This window comes from Edaphobacter sp. 4G125 (assembly GCF_014274685.1).
In the GTDB taxonomy this organism is placed as follows: Bacteria; Acidobacteriota; Terriglobia; order Terriglobales; family Acidobacteriaceae; genus Edaphobacter.
Map to the genome: position 1 here is coordinate 3,246,835 of NZ_CP060393.1, position 23,455 is coordinate 3,270,289.

Below are 23,455 nucleotides of genomic sequence, written 5' to 3' on the forward strand. Positions count from 1 at the left end.
TCAAGAGATAAACATGGGATGTAAGCTGCCTCTGCCAGGATTCTGCAAAATTCAGTTTCTGTGACGAAAGGGACTGGAGCCTTGATTAAGCCCGAACCTGGGATTCGAGATAGATATCCAGATGCTCCATCGCATCCTTGAGGGCCTGATCGTTCTTCTCGATGCGGCTTACGAACATACCGCCTTCCAACGTCGTGATAATCAGCCTCGAAGCCTTTTCAATATCAACGTTCTTCCGCACTGTTCCCGCAGCGATTCCATCAGCCAGAACAGTTTTGAGCATGCTTTGCCATTCCCGCAGCGCATTTCGCACTCGTTCTCGCAGAATGGGATTCCCATTGTCCGAATCCACACCCGTATTCAACAGAGGACATCCACCCGGGATGCTCGACCGTGTCCCAAATCCCGCAATGTAGTGCTTCAGGCGGTCGACGTGGTTCGGAATCTCATCCATGCCGCGACGTCGATGAGCGGAGCTCACCGTCCAGGCATACTCGAACGCTTCGGCAGCGATCTCTTCCTTGCTCTCGAAGTGCCGGTAAATCCCACCCTTCTCAAGCCCCGTCGCAGCCATAATGTCCTTGATCACGCATCCGGCATAGCCCTGCTTGTTGAATAGAGGCGCCGCCGCCGCAATGATCTTCTGCCGTGTCTCTTCCCCTTTGTTCATGTGTCCCATCTCTCATATGGATGACAAAAGAAACCGTTTGGTCTCATATTATCTTCCCTGCTGCCCGCTCTCGACAATCCCGATCATATTCAGCATCCGTCCGGTCCGTCCAGCATCGGCGCGATGCGAAAAATACTTGCGCTGTCCGGAACGATCCACAGCGCACGACGTGCACTCTGCCACCACTGTGATTCTTTCCTCAGAAACTCCCGCCGCCATAAGCTGCCGCCGGTTCGCTTCCCACAAATCAACTCTCAACTGCTCCGCTCCATCCTTTGCCTGAACTACGTGGAATAGCTCGGCGGCGTAAGGAAACTCCGCGCCAAATTTCTCCCTGACCTCTTCCCCGACGGTGTAGCAGCAGGAGCCGATGCTGGGCCCTACGGCCGCCAGAAGGTCTTCCGGTCGTGAGCCAAACTCCCTCCGCATCACTTCAACGCCATGCTGCACAATTCGCGCCGCCGTCCCTCGCCATCCGGCATGGAAGGCCCCTACGGTCCGATTTGCAGCATTCACCAGCAATACCGGCACACAATCGGCAGTCCCTGCCCCCAGCAGGATTCCCGAATCATTCGTGACCAGGCCGTCCCCTTCAAGGACCGCCTTGCCCTCCGGGGTCTCCAGACGGTCTGACCAGGCATCTTTTGCTTTCACCCGATGAATCACGTTTCCGTGGACCTGGCGAACCGTCACTAACTTCATAGGAGGTTCCTCTTTCGCTACCCTGCCCACCTGTTCAACCAAAAGCCTTCTATTTTCAGCAACTTTAGCGGGATCATCTTCTTTGGTCCATCCCAGATTCAAGGATGGAGTCCCGTAAACCGCTGAAACTCCACCGCTTCGGGTACTGAACCCATGCCGTAGCCAGGAGAGATTTTGCCATTGAGGAATCTGTATTACTTCAATTTCTGCCATAATCTATTCATTCTAAGTTTGATAAAAGATGACCTCTCTCCGTGCTTCCGTCTTTCCGCTGAAGGGCTCAAACTGCCGAAATGATCATCTTGTTTATCAATAAAAATTTGCATCTGAAATCGATGCTTTGTAAGATACCGCGATTGTAGAAAATGAGAGCGAACGTGCCTACTCCCACCGCAGCCACACAACTTCTCCGTACCCGCATCGGCAAGATTTGCGTTGCCATTATCGGATCGACCGCCGCCGAAATGATTGAAAAGGCGAATGCTGTTGTAAAAGAGACCTCCTTCCTCGAGTTCCGATTGGACTACTTGGAAAAGCCCCTGACCGCGCTCCCGAAGCTTAAGCAATTTTTTGCCGATAATAGCGCCGCCACCGGCATTGCCACCTGTCGACGCGCCCCGAACGGAGGCAAATTCAAGGGTCCTCTTGCAGCCGAAATGGAAGTCCTTATCAAAGCAGCCTCGTCAGGCTTCCATATCGTCGACCTGGAGCTTGAGTCGGCAGAAGTCCTTAAAAAGGGAGAGTTTCAGAAACTTCGCGATACAGGCGTCGGACTGATTATTAGCCATCACGATTTCAACTCGACCAAGGACCTCGACAAGGTCTACGAGCGAATCGCCCCCTTCCAGCCAGACTTCATCAAGATCGTCCCCACAGCCAAAAGCCTCTCCGATAACGTCACTCTCATGCGTTTTATGGAGCGCATGAACGATAACGCCAACATTATCGGCATCTGCATGGGAGAAGCGGGCCTTATCTCCCGCGTTCTGGGATTGCGCGCAGGATCGGCTTTCACCTTTGCCGCAGCCACCCAGGGCGAGGAAACCGGCCCAGGGCAGATCGCCGCCCGTACACTGATTGAAACCTATCGGGTCGATCAGGTCGACGCGGCCACAAAGGTGTATGGCGTTGCCGGAAACCCTGTCCGAAGCTCTCTTTCACCCATCATGATGAACACTGCTTTTCGCCGCGAGACGGTCAATGCGGTGTATCTCGCTTTACAGGCCACGAAGGTAAGCGACCTGATGAAGCTCGTGCAGGAAATCCCAATCCAGGGGCTCAGCGTCACGATGCCGCACAAGCAGGAAATCATGTCCTACCTGGCGAACACCGATCCACTCTCCGCAAAGATCGGAGCCTGCAATACCGTGTTGCGCGCGCAGGATGGCAAGCTCTACGGCTTCAATACCGATGTCGCCGGAATCGTGGGTCCGCTGGAAAAGCGGATGTCTCTCCGTGGCGCGAAGGTGTTGGTACTCGGAGCCGGTGGAGCCGCGCGGGCTGCTGTCTTTGGTCTGCGCGATAAGGGCGCGGAGGTCTTTATCCTGAACCGCACCCCTGAGACAGCGCAGAAGCTGGCTCGTCAGTCTGGTTCCAAATCGATCAAAAAAGATGCTGTCGCAAAATCGGCGTTCGACGTCGTGATCAATGCCACTCCAGTCGGTATGGCAGGACAGAAAGGCGCACAGCTTCTTGATGCGAAGGACCTCAATACCAGGCTCGTCTTCGATCTCGTCTATAACCCGCTTGAGACTCCTTTGATCCGCCTCGCCCGTCAGAAAGGCATCCCTTTTATTACCGGAGTGGAGATGTTTGTTCAGCAGGGCGCTCGCCAGTTCGAGATCTGGACAGGAAAACCAGCACCCGAAGAAGAGATGCTTCGCGTGGTCATTCACGCACTGCGCCAGCAAGCGGAAGCAGCGGCTACATCTGCCGAACCAGCCCCCGCTGCGGCTAAATCCTCCGCTACGACCAAGGCTACGGCTGCAACCAAGACTACGACTGCGACGAAGGCCACATCTGCAAAGCGGAAGAAGGCCTCCTAGACGTCTTTCAGAATCACAAAAAAAGAGCCACCCCATTTGGGGTGGCTTATCGTTTGAAACAAAGGAAACTAGGAACGCTGGCCGCTCGCCGAGGCGATCTTCTCTTCCGCCTGGCGGGTCAGAGCATAGGCCTCGTCATACTTCTCGCCATCATCTCCTGCCTCCTGCCATAGCTTCTCGCCTGCGGCGAGCTCGGCCCGGGCCTCGTCAAGCTTGATCTCCTCTGGACGAAGAGCATTCTCAGCAAGAATCGTGACACGTTCCGGAAGCACTTCCACAAAGCCCCAGGCGACGAAGAACTTCTGATTTCCCGAAGCGCCGCCGTGCAGCCGGACCTCGCCTGCTCCCAGCTCGCCCAGCAAAGGCGCGTGGCCGTAAAGAGCCTCGATGTAGCCGGACATGGAGGGCAACTCGACAGCTTCCGCAGTCGTGTCCACCAGAACGCGGTCCGACGTTACCAGACGGACAACTAGAAGACCGGATTGGTTTGTATCTGCCATGGATCGCTTCTAACTCTTCTCTCCTTGCGTATCAACCGCGATACGCTTGCTTACCTTAGGCTGATGCCTTCATCTTCTCGGCTGCCGCCAGAACGTCCTCGATGCCGCCCTTCAGGTAGAAGGCCTGCTCGGGAATATCATCGTGCTTGCCTTCGATGATCTCCTTGAAGGAACGGATCGTGTCTTCCACCTTCACGTAGGCGCCGGGAATACCGGTAAAGATTTCTGCTACGTGGAAGGGCTGCGACAAGAAGCGCTGCACCTTGCGGGCGCGGGCCACCGTAATCTTGTCCTCTTCCGAAAGTTCGTCGATACCGAGAATGGCGATGATGTCCTGAAGGTCCTTATAGCGCTGCAGAATCTTCTTCACACCCTGAGCAACGTCGTAGTGCTCCTGGCCCACAATGCGGGCCGAGAGAATACGCGAGGTCGAGGTCAGCGGGTCCACAGCGGGATAGATACCAAGCTCAGATAGTGGACGCGAGAGAAGCATGGTCGCGTCGAGGTGAGCAAAGGTCGTCGCCGGGGCCGGGTCAGTGATATCGTCGGCCGGAACGTAGACCGCCTGCACCGAGGTGACCGATCCCTTCTTGGTCGAGGTGATGCGCTCCTGCAGCTGTCCCATCTCCGTCGCAAGGTTCGGCTGGTATCCCACGGCCGAGGGCATACGGCCCAGCAGCGTAGAAACCTCGGAACCGGCCTGCGTGAAGCGGAAGATGTTGTCGATAAACAGCAGGGTGTCTGCACCCTCGTTGTCGCGGAAGTACTCAGCGACCGTCAGGCCGGTGAGAGCAACGCGCAGACGGGCTCCCGGCGGCTCGGTCATCTGACCATAGATCAGTGCGGCCTTGGACTTGTTGTAGTCTCTCGGATCGATAACGCCGGACTCCTGGAACTCGTGCCAGAGGTCATTTCCTTCACGGGTACGCTCACCCACGCCGGCAAACACCGAGAAGCCACCATGCTTCGAAGCAACGTTGTTGATGAGCTCCTGAATGACGACGGTCTTGCCTACGCCGGCGCCGCCGAACAGACCGATCTTGCCGCCCTTCAAGAAGGGTAGGATCAGGTCGACAACCTTAATGCCGGTTTCGAACATCTCTTCCTGCGTCGACTGCTCGTCGAACGCGGGGGCCTGACGGTGAATGGGCAGATGGTGCTTCGCATTGACCGGGCCGAGTTCGTCGACGGGCTCACCGAGAACATTGAGCACACGGCCCAGCGTCTCACGCCCCACGGGAACGGTGATCGGTGCGCCTGTGTCAATGGCCTTCATGCCGCGGACCATGCCTTCGGTCGCCACCATGGCGATGCAACGCACACGGCCTTCGCCCAGGTGCTGCTGCACTTCGACAACGACGTCCATCGGGTGAGGAACATCGAAGCCATCGCTGACGATCCGAACAGCCTGATAGATCGCCGGCATCTTCGACTCTTCGAACTGAATGTCAACGGCTGGGCCGCTGATCGATATCACTTTTCCAATATTCTCTGCCATAGGTCTCTTTCGTTAGAGAGCAGCTGCTCCGCTCACAATCTCGATAATTTCCTTTGTAATCGCCGCCTGACGCACACGGTTCATCTCCAGCGAAAGCGCGTCGATCATCTCGCCCGCATTGTTCGTCGCCGAATCCATCGCGGTCATACGCGCCGCATGTTCCGCCGCAACCGACTCCAGCAATGCGTGAAAGATCTGCGTCGTCACATAGCGCGGCATCAGATGACGGAACAGCCTCTCAGGAGCCTGTCCGAAGATGTAATCCACCTCGGCTGTACCAAACTTCTTCGACTCCGACTCGATGACGGACTCTTCCGGAACCGTCAGGCTCACGCCTGCCGTCTTCGCCGCATGAGCAGCGGCTTCCTTCTGCTCCTCCGACATCTCCTCAGCCACAGTGATCTCGTGTGTACCGAGTTTGCGAATCGGCAACAGCTTTTCGACGACGACCCGCTGTGCAATCACAGACTTGAATTCGTTGAAGACCAGGTAGACCGAATCGATCTCGGCGCGGGTGTAGCGCTCAATGATCGAATGGGTTAACTGGCTGACTTCTTCGATGGAAACCTTATTCAGCAGTCCGGGATGATCTCCGCTCATCTCGATCGGGGCCGCACGATGACGGATCACCTCGTAGTGAGTGGAAAGCTCGTTATCGTAACGCTCTTCTTTCTTCTCGTAGACCGCTGCGGGATATTTCTTGCCAATCAGATCACGCGCCTTGCGTCCAATCGGCTCGATGTCGATGTTCTGGCCCCGCGCAGCACGTTCCTGAATAAACTTCAGTGCGGCCTTCGTGATGTTGGAGTTGAACGCACCGGCAAAACCCTTGTCTCCGGCGATCACAACCACCAAGGCACTCTTTTCCTCGCGCTCCACCAGAAGGGGATGACGAATATCACCCGTGTCCTCGCTGTACATATCGGAACGACGCACCAGCGATTCCAGCACGTTCGAGATCATCTGCGCATAAGGCCGTGCCTGCAATGCACGCTCCTGCGCGCGGCGCAGCTTGGCCGCCGAAACCATCTTCATGGCCTTGGTGATCTGCCGCGTGTTCTTCACGCTGCGGATGCGACGACGTAGATCGAGTACGTTTGCCATGGTTACTTGGCCTTCGCCGTCTCTTTCTCCTTGCGCTGCGCCAGGAAGGTCGCCTTGTAATCGTTGATCCCGGCAGTCAGGCGGCCCTTGATGTCATCGTCAATCTGCTTCTTGGCGACGATGTCGGCCAACACAGAACCTGTCGACTCAAGATAAGGATAGAGGCCATCTTCGAATGCACGAAGATCGGTGACGGCAACATCGTCCAGCAGGCCGTTCGTTCCAGCGAAGATAATCGCAACCTGCTTCTCAAACGGAAGCGGCTGGAACTGGGGCTGCTTCAGCAGCTCGGTAAGCCGCTGGCCGCGGTTCAGCTGACGCTGCGTCACTGGATCGAGGTCCGAACCGAACTGCGCGAATGCAGCCAATTCACGATACTGCGCCAGATCCAGCTTCAGCGTGGAACCGACTTGCTTGGTCGCCTTGATCGCGGCGGCGAATCCTACACGCGACACCGACAGACCGACGTTGACCGCCGGACGAACACCCGAGTTGAACAGGTCCGTCTCAAGGAAGATCTGTCCGTCTGTAATCGAGATCACGTTCGTCGGAATGTAGGCCGAAACGTCACCAGCCTGCGTCTCAATGATCGGAAGGGCCGTCAGCGATCCGCCACCAAGCTCGTCCGAAAGCTTCGAGCTGCGCTCCAGCAGACGCGAGTGCAGATAGAACACGTCTCCTGGATACGCTTCACGTCCTGGCGGACGACGGAGCAGCAGAGAAATCTCGCGATAGGACGCTGCGTGCTTCGAAAGATCGTCGTAGATCACCAGTGCGTGCTTGCCATTGTCGCGGAAGTACTCACCAATCGCGGTCGCGGCAAACGGAGCCAGGTACTGCATCGGAGCGGGCTCAGAGGCCGTCGCTGCAACGATGATGGTGTACGGCAGCGCACCATTCTCTTCCAGGGTCTGAACCACCTGAGCCACCGAAGAACGCTTCTGGCCGATCGCGCAGTAGATGCAGATCAGGTTGTTCTTGGCCGAGTTGATGATCGTATCCAGAGCAATGGCCGTCTTACCCGTTTGGCGGTCGCCGATAAGCAGCTCGCGTTGACCGCGGCCAATCGGGATCATCGTATCGATGGCCTTGATACCGGTAGCCATCGGCTCACGAACGGACTGACGAGCGATAACGCCGGGAGCAAGACGCTCCACCGGATTGAACTTGTCCGTATTGATCGGCCCTTTGTCATCGATGGGCTGACCAAGAGCGTTGACGACGCGGCCAATCATGGCCTCGCCGACCGGAACCGACATGATGCGACCTGTCCTCTTAACCTGGTCGCCTTCCTTCAGCTCCGTGTAGTCGCCCAGAAGCACCGCGCCGACCTGGTCCTCATCGAGGTTCATGGCGAGTCCCGCAACGTTGTGCGGAAACTCGATCAGCTCACCAGCCATGACCTTGTCGAGGCCGTGAATGCGCGCAATACCATCGCCCAGCGAGATGACCGTGCCGACCTCGTCGACCTGGATCTTCTGCTCGTAGTTCTCAATCTGCTGGCGAAGCAGCTCTGTTATCTCACCTGCATTGATCTGTGCCATGTCTTCCTTCTACTCGCTTCGTATCAATCTCTTTCGTGAATCTGACCGCTACGCGGTCACCAAACGATGCTTCAAGCGTTCCAGCTGAGCTCGAATGGAACCGTCATACACCTGAGAACCAATTCGAACCACCGCCCCGCCCAGCAACGAGGAATCTTCGGAGTAGGTCGCACGAACCCGGCCACCGGCCAGCTTCGCAACCTGTGCCTCCAATGCAGAACGCTCTTCCCCGCTCAACGCGCGAGCGCTGACAATCTCCGCCTCGGATAAACCAGCTTTTTCGTCCGCGACAGCATAATACTCATCCAGAATCTCTCCGAAATTGGCAAGCCGGTCATGGTCCATAATCACGGCCACAAAATTCCGCACCTGGGGAACCATTCCGATCTTCGCAGCAACCGCATCCAGAACCTTCAGTTTCTGCTCGCGAAGAATCGCCGGATCCGTCAGGACCTCGCGAAGCTCACGACTCCCCTCGAAAGTACCAAGAAAATCCTGAAGCTGCTGCTGAACCGCCCCTGCATCCAACTTCTGATCTGCAACCACGGCGGCAAAGGCATGAGCATAACGAAGCGCAACGACGGACATCAGTTCTGCCCTCCTTCTCCACCCAGCCTGCGAGCAAACTCCTGCACCAGCAAGCGGTCGGTCTCTGCGGAAACCACCAGCTTCTTCGCAGCCTGATCCACCGCAAGATCGGCGGCATACTGCTGAAGTTGACGACGCGCCTGAGCTGCCGCAGCGGATATTTCCTGCTCCGCCGATGCCAGAATCTTCTGCTTCTCCTCCTCAACAGAGGACTTCATGCGCTTCTCCTCGGCCTGAGCATCTTTCTCCGCCTGTGTGCGCATTGTTGCAATCTGCTCATCCAGGTTCTTCAACCGGGCTTCGACTCCGCTCAAACGAGAGCTCGCCTCTTCGCTGACCCGTCGCGCCTCGACAAGATGCTTCTCCAGCGCAGAGCTGCGATCGCGAAAGACCTTCGGCAGCGTCTTCAGCATGAACCACCCGATAAGAGCGGCGAGAATAATAAAGTTCAAGAGGGTAAATGCATCAGCAGCCTGTTCAGCATCCAGGCCGAGCTTCGCACCTAGCGCCTTTACCGCAGCCGAGTGACGATAAGCATCATTCTCGTCCTCTTCCTTTTCGTGCTTCTCGGCCTCAGCCGACTGCGAACCCTCATGTGCGCTCTGTGCTGCAACAGGAGTCGACTCCTGGGCAAATACGCGAGGTGCCGGACCGGCAAGAAGCATTCCCAGCACGATCGCAGGCAACAAAGCCTTGCATGTCATCCGAAGGTCCTTCACCGCGCCACCTCTCTCGCGGAGACCTCCGCCGGCAAAACGGCGGCAAGAATCTTCGAGCTCAATTCGTTGCTTGCACCTTCAATGTGGACCTTCGCCTCGGAAACGCTGCGCTCAATTCCCTCACGCGCAGAAGCCACACGCTCCTGAGCACTCTGGCGAACCTGCCCCAGGGACGCCTCACGCTCCTCAGCCCACTGCTTCAACCGGCGTTCGCGGGCTTCAAACAGCTCTGCCCGGGCTTTGCGAAGTTTCTCTTCGTACGCGCTGGTCTCCGCCTCCGCAGCAGCAATCGCGCCCTTCGCCTGCTCTACGGCTCCTGCCGTACGAGCATGACGCTCCGCCAGAACGCGGTCCAGAGGACGACGCACCAGCAGGCCATACGCGATCACAAGAAGGATGAAGAGAACCATCGTCGGCACAGCGCCGAGCACAAGTCCACCGAGTTGATTAAGTATCGAGTCCATGTAGGGGTTCGGCCGCGTTCGCTCCGAAAATCTTGTCTTCTAAAACCAGTTCAGGCAAGCATATTTTTGTCTTCGAAGCGTTACAGGTTGGGCCTGTTGTGAAGATTGCGGTACACCTAGTTTTAGCAAAGCGTTGCGCGGAGTGTCAATGCGGAAATCTGCGATAATCGAACGAATGGGCGTTCATCGGCCCTCCCCTTCGCACCCCCAACTTTCTTTGACTTTCCTCACAAAAATCGTAGAATTTTAAACACCACCCGGACCCGATTCTCTGGGTCACATAGGTCGCGTGGTCGGGGACACCACCTCCGCTCCCCACCAGGCGGCCTATGCTATGTCAGGCACCCCTTTGTATCGAGATCTGGCCCATAGAAGTACGGTCCATAGAAACCCGGAAGTCCCGGTATCGGCTTAAAAGCGAAACCGGCCCCCGAGCGGTGAGGTAAACCAGGTTCCCTTCAAACCGCCGCCGGCTCAACAGCGCACCCGCTTCCAGAGCAGCCAGGGCGGCCCCTTCTGACTGTGGAAAACGGAACTCCATCTCGATCACCGGGTCTGCGATCAGATGCCGGTCGACCGCCTCCAGCAGCTCCCCCAGTCCCTCCCCGGTCAGCCCCGAAACCAACACTCTTCCCTCTCTCGCCAGGGCCTGTTGCTCTTCCGCATCCAGCAGATCGATCTTGTTCATCACCTCGATGACCGACTTGCCTTTGACTTCCAGTTCGCCCAGAACCTTCTCGACCTCTGTCTTCTGTTCTTCCAGCATTGGACTCGAAGCGTCCCGGACATGCAGCAGCAGCTCTGCGCGCTCGACCTCTTCCAACGTCGCGCGAAAGCTTGTCACCAAAGTATGAGGAAGATTCCGAATAAACCCGACCGTATCCGACAGCAAAATTCTCCGTCGCGATGGAAGCTGAAGCTGCTTCAGCTTTGGGTCCAGCGTTGCGAACATTCGCGACGACTCCAACACGCCCGCCTCGGTCAGAGCATTGAACAGCGTGCTCTTCCCCGCATTCGTGTATCCGACCAGCGCGACCACAGGAACCGGGACCGCCTCCCTGCGCTGGCGTTGCTGCCTTCGGACTCGCCGCACCGACTCCAGCTGTTCTTTGACATGGTCGATCCGAAGGTTGATCTTTCTGCGGTCGGTCTCCAGCTGCGTTTCACCCGGCCCGCGGGTTCCAATTCCGCCGCCAAGCTGACTCATTGCCTTTCCCCGACCCGCCAGTCGTGGCAACTGATATTCCAGCTGCGCCAGCTCCACCTGCAACTGTCCTTCGCGGGTTCGCGCATGTCGGGCAAAAATATCGAGGATCAGTTGTGTGCGGTCGATCACCCGCACCCCCAGCGCTGTCTCCAGATTGCGCATCTGCGAAGGGCTCAAATCATGGTCGAACAAAACCAGGTCTGCATTCGTAGAAGCGGTGACGCCTGCAATCTCTTCCAGCTTTCCCTGTCCTACCAGGGTCGCCGGATCGGGCCTGGCGCGCCGTTGTACCAAAGTCGCAGCAATCTCTGCGCCCGCACTTCGAGCAAGCTCCTTAAACTCTGCAAGAGAGGCGTCGAAGTCCAGATCGATGGCTTCCGTATTTCTAGACACCCTCTCCGACGCAACTGCATCGGTCGCAGCATCAGAACCTTCCCGCAGAAGAGCTGCCTTTCGCGCCTGCGACACACTTTCCGTCAGTCTGCGGCGTGCTCCCGTAAACTCCACGGCAACAAGGACGGCCTGCTCTTGAGCAGACCTCTCCTCTTTCATGGAAAGCTCTTGTGCTTCCACGAGTGTTCTTCGAATCGGTTTCCGGTTCTTCACCGTAGCGCTGTGATCCCCTTCGGCCGTTCTTTCGTAGGTACTATAGGACCCGTTGTTCTCAGATCAGCGGCTGGTTGCGCCGGCAACCTCAGCGGGCTGCGCAGAGCCTACCGAAGCAGGGCTCGGAGCGGAAGAGCGAAGTTCTCCCTTTGCCTCTCCATGAATCGCACCCATGCGGCCACTCACCACTGTTGAAATCGCGTGCTTGAAGATCAGCTGTTCCTGGCTGTTGTTCTCCAGCAGAACAGAGTACTTATCGAAGGAACGAATCTTTCCTGTCAGCTTTACGCCGCTCACTAGATAAATCGTGATCGGGCTCTTGTCCTTGCGGACCGTGTTAAGAAAAGTGTCCTGAATATTCTGTGCCGGCTTTGATTCCATGGTGCCGATCTCCTTAACTTATAGAAATTTCCAAAATAAAGATCCCGCCAAACTTCATGTCCTGCAAATCGAACGCGTTAGACGGACAACCTGCAATCTCTGAAGCCAAGAGGTTCCACGATACGAGCATCCCCTGCATTTTTCAAGGCAGCCTCTGCCCATAACGCGTTAGACGCATGAAACTACCATGAAGACTCTCATTCCTGCACAACGATTTACCATGGCTAAGTGCCGCCCAAAACCCCTCCGTCCGCCGTCCCCATGTTCGACTTCTCCCGACAATACGCGGAGATTCGCGAAGAAGTTCTCGCCGTCATCGAACAGGTCTGCGCTTCGCAGCAATTCGTCCTCGGACCTGCGGTTATCTCCTTTGAACAGGCGGCTGCGCTGGCCTGCCAGGTTCCCCACGCAGTCGGCTGTGCCAGCGGCACCGATGCCCTCTGGCTTGCCTTCGCCGCCGCCAATATCGGCCCAGGGGATGCGGTCATCACCTCTCCTTTCAGCTTCTTCGCCAGCGTCAGTTCCATCCTCCGTGTCGGGGCCCAGCCCCTCCTGGCCGACATCGATCCCCTCACCTTCAATCTCTCCGCCGATTCCGTCGAACAGCTCCTGCGCAAACACCCCGGCAAGAAGATCAAAGCCATTCTCCCCATTCATCTCTATGGGCAATGTGCGGATTGGGATGCCTTTCAACGCCTGAAGGAAAACTACGGAGTCCTGCTCATCGAAGACGCCGCTCAGGCCTTCGGCGCAGCATGGAAAGGCGTTCCCGCAGGCGCTCTTGGAGACCTCGCCGCCTTCAGCTTTTACCCCACCAAAAATCTCAGCGCCTTTGGCGAAGGTGGCCTGCTCACCACCCCATCTTCCGAATTGGCCGAACACGCCGGCATCCTTCGAACACACGGCATGAAACGGCGTTATTACCATGACGAGATTGGCTGGAACAGCCGCCTTGATTCTCTCCAGGCCGCCGTGCTCGAAGTCAAACTTCGCCATCTCTCCCGCTGGAACGAACAACGACGCCAGATCGCCCACCGCTACGATCAGCTCTTCACCACTGCTGGACTTACCGCCTCCAGTATCAACGAGGGTATCGTTCTCCCTATCACCGATCCGCGCGCAACCCACGTCTTCCATCAATACGTCATTCGCGCTCCTCGCCGGGATGAACTGCGTCAATATCTCTCGGACCGCAGCATCGGCAGCGAGATCTATTACCCACTCCCCCTACACCTGCAACCCAGCCTCGCCAGCCTCGGTTATCAAAAAGGAGATTTCCCGGTGAGCGAGCAGGCGGCTCTGGAAGTCCTTGCCCTACCCATGTACCCCGAGCTTCGCGAAGACGAGCAACAGACCGTCGTCGACGCCATCCGCTCCTTTTACTGTTAAACCACCTCCACCCTGAGGTGTCATTTCGACCGGAGTGGCGTGAGCCGCGCAGTGGAGAAATCCCTGTATTTGGGTGCCCTATTCATCGAGCGAAGTGAGATGAGTGGGCTCATTCGCGCTTCAGCGCGAACCGTATTGTTAAGGACACGGCTTCAGAGCCTGCCCTGAGCGTAGTCGAATGGGTGCCATCGATCAACTGCAAAAAGGGGCTTCAGCCCCTGAGGCCCTACAACCCCTGCACTGCGAAATCCCCAATGCCCACGCGCCTTCTGTGCACTTTTCCCTCTCAAAAACTTGACACCTCCTGCTACTGTTAAATCAGGGAACAAGAAGCCCGGCCCTGGCCGGGCTTTCGCATTTAAACTGCCGGAGATTGCCGCCCGCCAACCAACCGGGTGCCCCATCTTCGCGACGGCTTCATCGTCGCTAAGGTGGGATATTCGAGCGCAGCTCGAACAGGTTCCGGGTACCCCATACATAGGGCATCACCACCGAAGTACGAACCTAAGCCATCTCTTTCGAATACTTTGCGAACAAAACCACCCAGGGGAGGGACACCCATGACCGACCACGCCATCGAACGCCACCGCTGCCGCCACATCTTCGTCGACGGACGACGCTGCGGCTCCGCCTCACTCCGCAACGAGCACTTCTGCTACTACCACCACACCACCCGCCGACCCGTCACGAATCCGCACACCCGCAAAGCCCGCCGCGCCTCCGTCAACTTCCCCATCCCCGAAGACCGCGCCTCCATCCAGTTCTCCATCGGCCTCGTCCTCGAGCGCCTCGCCTCCAATGACATCGACCCTCGCCGCGCCGGCCTCCTCCTCTACGGACTCCAGATCGCCAGCTCCAATCTCCCGCCTCACCAGAAACTCCCCTCTCACGCCCAACCTCTCCCCGAGCAGCCCCTCGAAGAGATCGTCTCCGACCCCGACCACGGACTCCTCGCCCCTCCTGCCGAAGCCCTCAAAACCCGCCAACAGATGTGGGACGACATCGACCGCGAACGAAAGATCCTCTCCCAACAGCAGGACGATCTCCGCGAACGCGAAGAAAAACTCCACAAGCAACAGGTCCGCCTCGCCCAGGAACGCATCCGGGCCGAACAACTCCAGCAAAAACAAATCCCCACAACACCACCCACCTGCGATCTCCCCACGGACACCAAACCACTCGTCCTGCAAAACCTCAATGCACACGCACGAACCCAGGGAAAGCCGGGCGCTTCTTTCACAAAGGCATATTGCCGAAAACCTTATAAGGTGTCATTTCGACCGAAGCGTACGCTGCAAGCGAACGCGAAGTGGAGAAATCCCCGTATTGACTTGTCTGCACAATTTGTCCATCCCAAAACTAACAACCAACAACGAACAACTAAGCGGACAGCAACGCTTCCACATCCGATCGCAGCTCTGCCTCGCGAATCGCCCCCGTATACACCTTGGCCACGCGACCGTTTCGATCGACAAGCAGAGTCGTCGGCAGTCCCTCCATCCCGTAAGCAATCTGCGACATCGGAGAGATGATGGCAATGGCATAGGGGATCTGAAACCGCTCTACAAATCGGCTCACGCCTGCGGGAATCTCATCGGAACTATGTTCATCCGTAGCTACTCCGATGACAGTAAAACCTCGAGGCCCAAGCTCACGGCTGAGCTTCACGAGCATCGGAGTCTCCTGCCAGCATGGAGCGCACCAGCTTGCCCAGTAATTGATCGCGATCACTTCGCCGCGATGATCGCTCAGCTTCCAGGTCTCGCCATTGAGCAGCTTCTGAGTCATTGCAGGCATGGCCCTTCGCTCCTGCTCTGCGATCAGATGGTTTGCAGGTTTCAGGCTGCGAACGGCTGAGAACGCGATCGCGAGGATCAGCGCAGCGCCTGCGGCATAGAGAACCTTATGTCTTTCGATCGAATGACTCAATTGCAGCATTGCATCACTCAATATAAGACGCAGCTCGAAGAAGAAGCGAACCGGAGAATATCGCTCGCCGCGGCATCTCAAACGAATAAAATCAGCATCTTATTGGCCTGTTACTCAGTATCAGGAAATAACTTCAGGAGTTAAAAGATGAAATCCGTCTCGCCGCTGCCAGATGCGCGCATGATGAAATTCGCTTGCTACAGTTCCCTCGCTGCCGTACTGCTGCTCTCCGGGTGCAACTCAAAGACAAAGGCCACTCCCGAAAATTTCACCCAGGCCATCAATAACTACTACCTCGATCGCTCCGAATGTCTTTTCCCCGACATCCGCTTTCCTTATGCCACCTCAGACCCTGAAGTGACGAAGCAAATGAACACGCTGGTCAAATCGCATCTGCTCGAATCCAGCTACGAATCCTCCGTCAAGACAACGCGCTATACCGTAAGCACCGTAGGAAACCGCTTCGCTCCGCGCTTCTGTTATGGACACCGATCCGTAACCACGATCGATAACTTTACCCCTCCCCAGAAAGGGCCCAGCGGTTTCCCTGAAACTGAGATCACCTATCACTACACTCTCAAGGATGTTCCCGTATGGGCTCAATCTCCAGACATCGGCACAGCCTATCCAAAGATGTCTCGTGCCGTGAGCGACGGTGGCACCGATAAGATCTCACTCGCTCAGACGCTCGCCGGATGGCAGGTACCAGAGCGCTAGTGCGCAGATACCGTATCCATTGACACCAGTAAAAACCGATCCATCCATTCATTCCATTGAATGGATGGATCCAGTGCCATATTTCAGAAACATTTAGCGATTCTCTTGGCCACGAAGAGCCTGACTTCTGCTAAACTCAATCTTGTTGTTCCGTTTGACAGATTTTGAGTCCAGCGACTCGACATCCAGTCCAGAACAATCTTGAGAAGAACGCGGATGGCACGACAATCGGCGCTTCTCATTCCAAGTTGTTGAGAAACAACCTGGGGACGTAGCTCAGTTGGTTAGAGCGCTGCCCTGTCACGGCAGAGGTCGCGGGTTCGAGCCCCGTCGTCCCCGCCATAGATTCTAAAAGACTTAGAAGCTATGGCGACCTACAGTGAGAATACCGGTTGATATGGTTTGAGACGTGATTTCTTCAATCCTCACGGAACGACCGCACCTGCGGCATTGATGCACAGGAACCCAATAGGTTTTCATCGTTAGATCGAACCGGAACTGGTATAGGCAAGCTCCGAAGTCTTGAGTTCTTAAAACGACTGCGGCCACGAGAGATCGCGTTAACCAAGCAGGTGGCTTGTAGATGTTGTCAAGCATCTGCATTCGAACTTTCCCGACATTTCATAAACAAGAGCGTCGCACTCCGCTTAGTGGAGATGTCTCAATTTGTCAGGATTTCGCATCACATAGATTGCTGCGATCTTCCCATGTTCTACCCCTAACGCGGTTGTAGAAAGCTCGCCGTCGGGATCAAGCGAGACGAATCCAGGCAATCCGTTGATGAAGCTGGTACGAACAAGTTTCGAATCGTCCTTCTGGAACAATGTACCCAGATACTCAAATAGCTTCATTACGGCGTCGAAACCGAAAACAGGCTCTACCGATGCCGGACGCTTGCCGCCTCCGTCGGCATGGAGACTGACATCCGCCGCGAGCATCGCACCCAGTGCTTCCATATCGCCACTGCGTGACGCTGCGAAAAAGGCTTCGGCCAACGCCAGACCATGCTGCTTCTCCAATTGGAACCGTGGTCTTGCCTCGCGAACATGTGCACGAGCACGAGCAGCCAATTGGCGGCAGGCAGCCCCGTCGCGTTGAATGATAACGGCGACCTCCTCGAACCCCATTCCGAAGACATCGTGCAAGATGAAGACAGCGCGTTCGAGCGGCGAGAGCCGTTCCAGCGCAAGCATGAGTGGCAAAGTCACATCTTCCACTTCCTCTTCTTCCACTAGAGGTTCGGGGAGCCACGGACCAATATAAGTCTCACGTCGGCGCTTGGCGGATTTGAGTTGATCAAGGCAGAGCCGCGTGACGGTGCGACACAGAAAAGCCTCAGGATCGCGCACCTTGTCATGATCAGTCTTCACCCATCGGATGAATGTTTCTTGAACCATATCCTCGGCATCCTGGACCGAGCCAAGCATGCGGTAGGCAACACGCATGAGCTTTGGACGCAGCGGGCTGAAAGCCAGCGCTGCGTCCTCGGAGATTTCATCTGCGCTCAAGCGGCAGCTCCCGCCTTGGCTTTGATGGCAACCGGGTCGGCAAAACCGCCGAAGCCAACGGAGATGCGGTTCCATCCGTTGATGATGACAATGGCTAGTGTGAGCTTGACCTGCTCCTCCTCGGTGAAGTGGGCCTTCAGGGCTTCATAGGCATTGTCGTGGTCATGCCTCTCCGCGAGTCTGGTCATTGCTTCGGTCCAACCGAGGGCGGCACGTTCGCGGTCGGTATAGCATGGAGCCTCCTGCCAGACAGAAAGCAAATTGATGCGCTGTTCCGTTTCTCCTTTTTCACGCGCGAAGATTGTATGAAGATTGAGACAGTTAGCGCAGCCATTGATCTGAGAAGCGCGGATCTCGACAAGCTCGACAAGTTTAGGATCGAGACTGGAGACGATGGCAAACGCCGTGCGATGCCAGTCCTTCATGAGTGAAGGGGCGGCGGCAACGGGATCAAGTCTGACATTCATAGGGCAAAATCCTTTCGGTACTGCTAAAAATCAAGACGAGATCGGTGCCTCAAAATGTGACATTCATAGCAAACACTAATCGTGACTAAGCTACGTCTGCTCCCGCAACCAACCCTCGCAATGGGTTCCTCACGAAATACCTGGCATAGCGAAATCAGCCACCAGACCGAAATGGTCACTGGCCCACACACCATTGATCGGCTTATCGAAGATTCGTGCGCACTGCACAATATCCAGAGCCTGTCCTCCATGTGCGCCAAAACGCACGAAGATGTAGTCAATTCTCCGAAAAGGCCAATCACGGAACGGGCGCATATCTTTGACGACTTGGTCTTTTACGACCGGGTTAGCAGGAGTAAAGGTATGTCCTGTATCGTCATTCGAATGCGTGCTTGCCCACGCATCGCGATAGCATACGCTGATACCATCGAGCGACTGGCGTCCTGACCAGAAACGTATGCTGGCAGCATCCGGGTCTGCGTCGAAGTCCCCAGCCAAAATGACTTGCCGAGAGTTGTCTCTTATCTGATCTTCGATGAACCGGGCTGCAACTACTGCCTGAAGCTCTCGTTCGCGCTCAAAGCTCAATTGAAAATGGGGAAAATGATTGACGAACAGGAATGATCCCAACGGGGTCGGTGCCCGTACCTCCGCGATCAAGGTTCCAGCCGGAAACCCTGCACAGCGAAGAGTCACGTTCAGATCCAGTTCCTGCACTTCTCCGAGTGGCCAGCGACTGGCGATGGAGATGCCCATTCCCTGTGGGCCTCGCTGCTTTTGATGGGCTATGTGAAACCCCGAACCAAGAAGATCATGAACCTGGTCATACTCGTCGTTTTGATCGACTCTTGAAAGGCCACAATGTCGGGTTGCAAGGCACGCAATCCTTCGATGAGTAGAGAGCGGCGGTCCGGCCAAGCCCCGTACTGTTGCCATAGATTGAGGGTAAGCACCCGCACATCCCCGCTGCGCGTTGCGATTGTGGAGTACGGCTCGGTCAGCATGGAATTCCCTTCAAACAAGATTCAGATGCGCGGATTGCAAGAGACGCTCGCCTTGTTATCCGTGATGAGATCTACTTCGCGAATCCGCAGCCGATCCAGGAATGAGGCGAGCATGTCTACTTGAGAATTGGGAGTGATGGCGACATCATCGCGGATTTCGGAGCACCCCATGCCCATAAGGTCCGGAGCAATGCATCGCCTGAGGGTGTGAAGCCGCTCCAGCGCACCGCGCCACTGATAGCCGTTCAACGGAAATCCATGGAGAAAGAGTGCGGGGGGACCATGCCCTTTTTCTAGATATGCAACTCTCCCTTGATCCACATCAAGAAACTTACGATGACGCCGGTAGTATTCCGCGTCGAACTTTCTTGCCTCGGCTAAGAGTTCACGAGGACTGATCGCGACAGAAGCAGCAAGATTCATTGTAGATAGAATGAACGATCTGCGATTCATCGGAAACGACTTGGATGTATCCATGAAACTCCTATCAAGGTGAAATGGCTTACGATTTGGTGACAATCTCCCGTTTGATCGTGCCATCGAATAGGTTGACTCTCTCGGTCTTGAGGGCTCCTTTCTGACGATGCAATAAGGTGACGAGATAGGGTTCCCAAAATGTGACATTCATGTAACATTTCCTACTTCTTCACCGCCTTCCTATGTTTTTCATCCTTCCAAGTACTTACCTCTGAACGCCAAGGGACCGCCACATTCATTGCGAAGAACAGGAACTGAGTCGTCCAGGTTGTAAACCTCCTGCGCCCCATTTCTATGTCGCAGCGAGATTGTGCGTTCCCGTGCATCGCGCGCACCGAGAACGATCATCAGCGGAATACACTTATCTCGCGCGTCCATAATCTTTCTTCCTAGGCGTTCTGCCCGCGTATCGAGGCTGACGCGTAGCCCGGCAGCCTTCAAATCCGCCGCCACTTCAAGGGCGTAAGGGATATCAGCCGTGGTGATTGTCGAAACGACTAGCGGTTCAGGCGCCAGCCAATTCGGTAACCACCCTTCATAGTGCTCTAGGAGAATCCCAATGAAACGCTCGATGCTGCCGAGAATTGCGTGATGAATCATCACAGGGATTTCCTGCCGACCCTGATCGTTGATAAATCGTGCATTCAAGCGTTCTGGAAGAAAGAAGTCCAACTGGACCGTTCCACATTGCCAACTTCGTCCTCGACCATCCATCAGGTGGAACTCTAACTTCGGTCCATAGAACGCACCTTCCCCTGGACGCAATTCGAACTCCACCTCAGCAGCGGAAGCAGCATTTGCCAGAGCTTCTTCGGCTCGGTCCCAAATTTGTTCGGAACCCATACGGTGTGGCGGTCGTGTGGAAAGCGCAACCGTATAGCTACCAAACCCAAAATCCTGATAGACACGTCGGAGTAACTGACAGAACCGACCGATCTCCGTTACCAATTGGCTTTCCGCGCAAAATACATGAGCATCGTCTTGCGTGAATGCACGAGTGCGCATCAGACCGTGAAGCGAACCAGACGGCTCATCCCGATGGCAATTTCCGAACTCGCAATACCGAAGCGGTAATTCATTGTAAGAACGAATATGTTTGTTAAACAGTTGGATGTGGCAAGGACAACTCATTGGCTTAAGACAAAGCGCCCGTTCGGCATCATGGTCGGTCACGGAGTACATGTCCTTGCCGAATTTATCCCAATGGCCACTTTCTTCCCATAGTGAGCGCGCCAGCAATTGGGGAGTCCGCACTTCGCTAAATCCCATCTCCCTCATGCGATCCCGGATGTAATCCTCGATAATCCGGTATAGCTGCCACCCTCTCGGGTGCCAGAAGACCATTCCTGGTCCTTCGACCTGTTGATGAAACAGGCCAAGTTTCACTCCGATAACTCGATGATCAATTTCAAGCATTATGGCTCTCCATGGGGTAGTCGAATGACGAAGCACAAAGCAAAGGCCCCGCCAAATTTGGCGAGGCTTTCAGGGGAAGTCGTTTCGAGATCGAAGCGCACTAACCTGACGACCCGCCGATGGCGGTGGTAGTAGTAGTGCTAGTGTGCGTGATGGAAAGTTCCAACATAGTGATAAATGGCTCGCTCTAGCAGCGTAATAGGAAGACGAGTTTGCGTATTGATATGTGACATGTTCATCACATTTTCTTCCTTCTTAATCGTCGCTTTTGCCCCTCGTCCTCTCAAGCGTCCCTTTCTGAAGGCCGATCATCGACATATCTTCTTCCATAGCAGCTTGCGGACATGACGACTTTCGTTCGAAAAATCTCCCGATCCCCGTATCCTTGCCGGTCTCGAAACCGTTTTGTGCTTAGACAGGTTCAGTGAATCACCCTCGGAAGGACAAAAATGGAAACGAAGCTGAAACGATTCCAACTTTTTATCAAGTTATGGAGCATCGCATCTTTAGTGCTCTTTACAACTCTGCTGATCGCTTTCACGCTTCGCGCCCCGGTTATTGATCTTGGAGGATCGATGCACTGGGCGATTTGGGATGAAGTCAACGGCCATGTCGGTCCGATGCTGTTTGTTATCTACATCACCTGGGCGATCTTCCTGATCAAAGCATCAGCAGATCCATGGCGCAATGCGCTCTTCTTTGACTTCACCATGTGGGCCAACCTAGCTCATGGTCTACTCATGGCGATTCAGATGGCGTATTCACACCATGATGCGTGGAAGATGCTGACCGACGTACCATGGGTTCTGGCCCTTTCTGCCGGCATCGCTTGGCTCAGGCCGAATTACAACAACGCGGAACGACCGATGAAGGTGCAGCATGCCGAAAACTGAAGCGGATGAGAATCCAGTCTTGATCAACGAAGATGTGGAACTCGTTCAGGCTGCACTTCGAGATGCTGCAGAGAAACTACGGCCGGCGCTTCACGGTTATTGCGCTCGGATGCTCGGTAGCACGATCGACGGAGAAGACGCCGTTCAAGACACGCTACTGCGAGCGTACACTGCCATTGTGGCGGGCTCCCGGCCGCCTGAAATGCGCTTTTGGCTGTTCCGCTTGGCGCACAACTGCTCTGTCGATTTGCTGCGTAAACGGCGGCCAGAAGTGAGTTTGGATATGGAATACCTTTCTGAAGCGGCAGACCCTCATGCACATGATCCGCTGGAGATTGCAATGCAGAAGGAGTCGGCCCAAGCAGCCGTTAGCTCCTTTTTGCAGTTACCGTCTGCGCAGCGAAGTACGGTTATCTTGAAGGATGTCTTCGATTACGAGCTTTCGGAGATTGGCCAATTCCTTCATATGCCGCTTACGGCCGTCAAAGCGGCCCTTCATCGCGGACGCGCTCGGCTTGGAGAACTTGCAAAGACGCCTGTGCAACGAACGCAAACTTTATCGGCTTCGCCGGAGCTCAGACGTTTTGTTGAAATGTTCAACAATCGTGACTGGCCTGGTCTGATCTCCATGTTGAGCGAGGATGTACATCTTTCGCAGACAGCACGAGCCGAACTGCGTGGGCGACAACAAGTTTCATCGATCTTCTATAAGGGTTACGGTGAGGTACAAGGGTGGCGTCTCCAGGAAGCCAGCATAGAGGGATACGAATGTGCAGCGGTCTTCCTGGACGATCCAAACACACCCGCATACTTCATGCTGCTGCATTGGCAGGGCGATGTGCTCAAGTCCATTCGAGACTTTCGTTACGCGCGCTATGTGATGAATGGGGCCGAGATCATGTTCTAAGCAAGCCCGAGAGTTTCATCAGGGATGAAGATGGGAGGTAGCTACCGGGATGCAGGCATACTCCTTTGTTTCCAAACGCCATAGTTGCGTCGGGCACAGCCTTCATGGCCCAAAACGACAAACCTCACGTCGAGGCTACCTCGGATAAATCTCCGTTGCGAATCCGTTTTCTGGGTCGAAGACAAGATATGGAAGACGCCCTAGAAAATCCTCACCAAAGAGGACAAACTCATAAGCGGTTTCGCCTTTATGCCCTTGTTGTAGATGAATATCTTGCGGGGGTGGCGGTAACACCATCACATCACCCACTGTGAGAACCTGTTCCTCCAAAAGTCGGACCTCTGCTGGCCCGGCACCCTCTCCATCGTCTTCACGCCTCCAGCGTTGATATCGGTCCCGGCCGCGGATGACGGCAACCACACCCCACGTACCGTGACTGTGGACTGGGGTCGGTTCTTCCGGAACGACAATGCCCCACGTGAGAGTGATTCCACCACTCTCAACGTAGATTGGATTTAGTCCGCGTTCTGGTCGCACACTTTCTCGAAGGTGATCTCCTAGTATTTCCTCGCTATGGGGGAGAAGCAGGCGCATCATGTCGGCGATGCGCTCTAATCCCACAACCGATGGGCCTTCCTTGTTCAGAATCGTTCGGATTTCCTTCATGGTCGTTAAAACGATCGGAACCGTCATACTGAACTCCTTCTCAAAATGAGCGCT

General features: G+C 55.6%; 27 protein-coding genes and 1 tRNA gene. 6 read left to right on the plus strand and 22 right to left on the minus strand.

Annotation, left to right across the window (positions count from 1 at the left end; genetic code table 11):
• Positions 1-85: 85 nt before the first annotated feature.
• Positions 86-670, minus strand: a complete 585-nt coding sequence (locus H7846_RS13475) for a TetR/AcrR family transcriptional regulator (protein ID WP_186692733.1) — start codon at positions 668-670, stop codon at positions 86-88.
• A gap of 48 nt (positions 671-718) precedes the next feature.
• The gene (pgeF, locus tag H7846_RS13480; protein WP_186692735.1) at positions 719-1,585 is read right to left on the minus strand and encodes a peptidoglycan editing factor PgeF; all 867 of its coding nucleotides are present in this window, start codon (positions 1,583-1,585) and stop codon (positions 719-721) included.
• 164 nt (positions 1,586-1,749) lie between these two features.
• On the opposite strand from pgeF, the gene aroE reads away from it, so the two are divergent.
• The gene (gene aroE / locus H7846_RS13485) at positions 1,750-3,417 is read left to right on the plus strand and encodes a shikimate dehydrogenase (RefSeq protein WP_255460639.1); all 1,668 of its coding nucleotides are present in this window, start codon (positions 1,750-1,752) and stop codon (positions 3,415-3,417) included.
• Between the two features lie 68 nt (positions 3,418-3,485).
• On the opposite strand, the gene atpC is transcribed toward aroE, so the two are convergent.
• From atpC to hfq, 9 genes are all read right to left on the minus strand, one after another.
• Complete coding sequence (gene atpC / locus H7846_RS13490) at positions 3,486-3,917, minus strand: ATP synthase F1 subunit epsilon (RefSeq protein ID WP_186692738.1); 432 nt, start codon at positions 3,915-3,917, stop codon at positions 3,486-3,488.
• A gap of 55 nt (positions 3,918-3,972) precedes the next feature.
• Positions 3,973-5,415 (minus strand): F0F1 ATP synthase subunit beta, encoded by a 1,443-nt coding sequence (gene atpD, locus H7846_RS13495; protein WP_186692739.1) that lies wholly within the window; start codon positions 5,413-5,415, stop codon positions 3,973-3,975.
• A gap of 12 nt (positions 5,416-5,427) precedes the next feature.
• Complete coding sequence (locus tag H7846_RS13500) at positions 5,428-6,519, minus strand: F0F1 ATP synthase subunit gamma (RefSeq protein WP_186692740.1); 1,092 nt, start codon at positions 6,517-6,519, stop codon at positions 5,428-5,430.
• A gap of 2 nt (positions 6,520-6,521) precedes the next feature.
• On the minus strand, positions 6,522-8,063 hold the full coding sequence (atpA, locus tag H7846_RS13505) for a F0F1 ATP synthase subunit alpha (protein WP_186692741.1): 1,542 nt from the start codon (positions 8,061-8,063) through the stop codon (positions 6,522-6,524).
• 48 nt (positions 8,064-8,111) lie between these two features.
• Entirely contained in the window at positions 8,112-8,651 is a 540-nt protein-coding gene (gene atpH, locus H7846_RS13510) for an ATP synthase F1 subunit delta (protein WP_186692742.1), read from the minus strand.
• Positions 8,651-9,355: a F0F1 ATP synthase subunit B family protein gene (locus H7846_RS13515; protein ID WP_186692743.1), complete on the minus strand. Its 705-nt coding sequence runs from the start codon at positions 9,353-9,355 to the stop codon at positions 8,651-8,653. Before H7846_RS13515 ends, atpH begins: the two co-directional genes overlap by 1 nt.
• Before the next feature lie 11 nt (positions 9,356-9,366).
• Positions 9,367-9,834: a F0F1 ATP synthase subunit B family protein gene (locus tag H7846_RS13520; RefSeq protein ID WP_186692744.1), complete on the minus strand. Its 468-nt coding sequence runs from the start codon at positions 9,832-9,834 to the stop codon at positions 9,367-9,369.
• A 337-nt stretch (positions 9,835-10,171) separates the two neighbouring features.
• Positions 10,172-11,593, minus strand: a complete 1,422-nt coding sequence (gene hflX / locus H7846_RS13525; RefSeq protein ID WP_186692746.1) for a GTPase HflX — start codon at positions 11,591-11,593, stop codon at positions 10,172-10,174.
• A 117-nt stretch (positions 11,594-11,710) separates the two neighbouring features.
• Complete coding sequence (gene hfq / locus H7846_RS13530) at positions 11,711-12,028, minus strand: RNA chaperone Hfq (protein WP_186692748.1); 318 nt, start codon at positions 12,026-12,028, stop codon at positions 11,711-11,713.
• A gap of 228 nt (positions 12,029-12,256) precedes the next feature.
• Here hfq and H7846_RS13535 point away from each other — a divergent pair, with 228 nt between their 5' ends.
• The gene (locus H7846_RS13535; protein WP_370561270.1) at positions 12,257-13,417 is read left to right on the plus strand and encodes a DegT/DnrJ/EryC1/StrS family aminotransferase; all 1,161 of its coding nucleotides are present in this window, start codon (positions 12,257-12,259) and stop codon (positions 13,415-13,417) included.
• A 358-nt stretch (positions 13,418-13,775) separates the two neighbouring features.
• Here the strand turns inward: H7846_RS13535 and H7846_RS13540 are convergent, their stop codons facing one another.
• The 3 genes from H7846_RS13540 to H7846_RS13550 form a co-directional block, all read right to left on the minus strand.
• Complete coding sequence (locus H7846_RS13540) at positions 13,776-14,060, minus strand: hypothetical protein (RefSeq protein ID WP_186692749.1); 285 nt, start codon at positions 14,058-14,060, stop codon at positions 13,776-13,778.
• Positions 14,050-14,541 (minus strand): hypothetical protein, encoded by a 492-nt coding sequence (locus H7846_RS13545; RefSeq protein ID WP_186692751.1) that lies wholly within the window; start codon positions 14,539-14,541, stop codon positions 14,050-14,052. The genes H7846_RS13540 and H7846_RS13545 overlap by 11 nt, the downstream gene beginning before the upstream one ends.
• Before the next feature lie 256 nt (positions 14,542-14,797).
• A complete protein-coding gene (locus H7846_RS13550; protein WP_186692753.1) occupies positions 14,798-15,355 on the minus strand; it encodes a TlpA family protein disulfide reductase in 558 nt (185 codons plus the stop codon).
• A 138-nt stretch (positions 15,356-15,493) separates the two neighbouring features.
• Between H7846_RS13550 and H7846_RS13555 the strand changes: the two genes are divergently transcribed.
• Complete coding sequence (locus tag H7846_RS13555; RefSeq protein WP_186692755.1) at positions 15,494-16,063, plus strand: hypothetical protein; 570 nt, start codon at positions 15,494-15,496, stop codon at positions 16,061-16,063.
• 265 nt (positions 16,064-16,328) lie between these two features.
• Positions 16,329-16,405 (plus strand) — tRNA-Asp (locus H7846_RS13560).
• 305 nt (positions 16,406-16,710) lie between these two features.
• Here H7846_RS13560 and H7846_RS13565 read toward each other — a convergent pair.
• From H7846_RS13565 to thrS, 7 genes are all read right to left on the minus strand, one after another.
• Positions 16,711-17,571 (minus strand): sigma-70 family RNA polymerase sigma factor, encoded by an 861-nt coding sequence (locus tag H7846_RS13565; RefSeq protein ID WP_222597509.1) that lies wholly within the window; start codon positions 17,569-17,571, stop codon positions 16,711-16,713.
• Entirely contained in the window at positions 17,568-18,038 is a 471-nt protein-coding gene (locus H7846_RS13570; protein WP_186692759.1) for a carboxymuconolactone decarboxylase family protein, read from the minus strand. The genes H7846_RS13565 and H7846_RS13570 overlap by 4 nt, the downstream gene beginning before the upstream one ends.
• A 129-nt stretch (positions 18,039-18,167) precedes the next feature.
• On the minus strand, positions 18,168-18,923 hold the full coding sequence (locus H7846_RS13575; protein WP_255461002.1) for an endonuclease/exonuclease/phosphatase family protein: 756 nt from the start codon (positions 18,921-18,923) through the stop codon (positions 18,168-18,170).
• Complete coding sequence (locus H7846_RS13580) at positions 18,824-19,042, minus strand: endonuclease/exonuclease/phosphatase family protein (protein WP_186692763.1); 219 nt, start codon at positions 19,040-19,042, stop codon at positions 18,824-18,826. The genes H7846_RS13575 and H7846_RS13580 overlap by 100 nt, the downstream gene beginning before the upstream one ends.
• A 21-nt stretch (positions 19,043-19,063) precedes the next feature.
• Positions 19,064-19,519: an alpha/beta fold hydrolase gene (locus tag H7846_RS13585; protein ID WP_186692765.1), complete on the minus strand. Its 456-nt coding sequence runs from the start codon at positions 19,517-19,519 to the stop codon at positions 19,064-19,066.
• A gap of 25 nt (positions 19,520-19,544) precedes the next feature.
• Complete coding sequence (locus H7846_RS18010; protein WP_255460640.1) at positions 19,545-19,670, minus strand: hypothetical protein; 126 nt, start codon at positions 19,668-19,670, stop codon at positions 19,545-19,547.
• 38 nt (positions 19,671-19,708) lie between these two features.
• Complete coding sequence (gene thrS, locus H7846_RS13590; RefSeq protein ID WP_186692767.1) at positions 19,709-20,935, minus strand: threonine--tRNA ligase; 1,227 nt, start codon at positions 20,933-20,935, stop codon at positions 19,709-19,711.
• Positions 20,936-21,384: 449 nt separating this feature from the next.
• Here thrS and H7846_RS13595 point away from each other — a divergent pair, with 449 nt between their 5' ends.
• Together H7846_RS13595 and H7846_RS13600 are read left to right on the plus strand one after the other, a co-directional pair.
• The gene (locus H7846_RS13595; protein ID WP_186692769.1) at positions 21,385-21,828 is read left to right on the plus strand and encodes a hypothetical protein; all 444 of its coding nucleotides are present in this window, start codon (positions 21,385-21,387) and stop codon (positions 21,826-21,828) included.
• Positions 21,815-22,735 (plus strand): sigma-70 family RNA polymerase sigma factor, encoded by a 921-nt coding sequence (locus H7846_RS13600; protein ID WP_186692770.1) that lies wholly within the window; start codon positions 21,815-21,817, stop codon positions 22,733-22,735. The genes H7846_RS13595 and H7846_RS13600 overlap by 14 nt, the downstream gene beginning before the upstream one ends.
• Before the next feature lie 135 nt (positions 22,736-22,870).
• On the opposite strand, the gene H7846_RS13605 is transcribed toward H7846_RS13600, so the two are convergent.
• Positions 22,871-23,428 carry a cupin domain-containing protein gene (locus H7846_RS13605; RefSeq protein WP_186692772.1) on the minus strand — a complete coding sequence of 186 codons (558 nt, stop codon included), beginning with the start codon at positions 23,426-23,428 and terminating at the stop codon, positions 22,871-22,873.
• Positions 23,429-23,455: the final 27 nt, after the last annotated feature.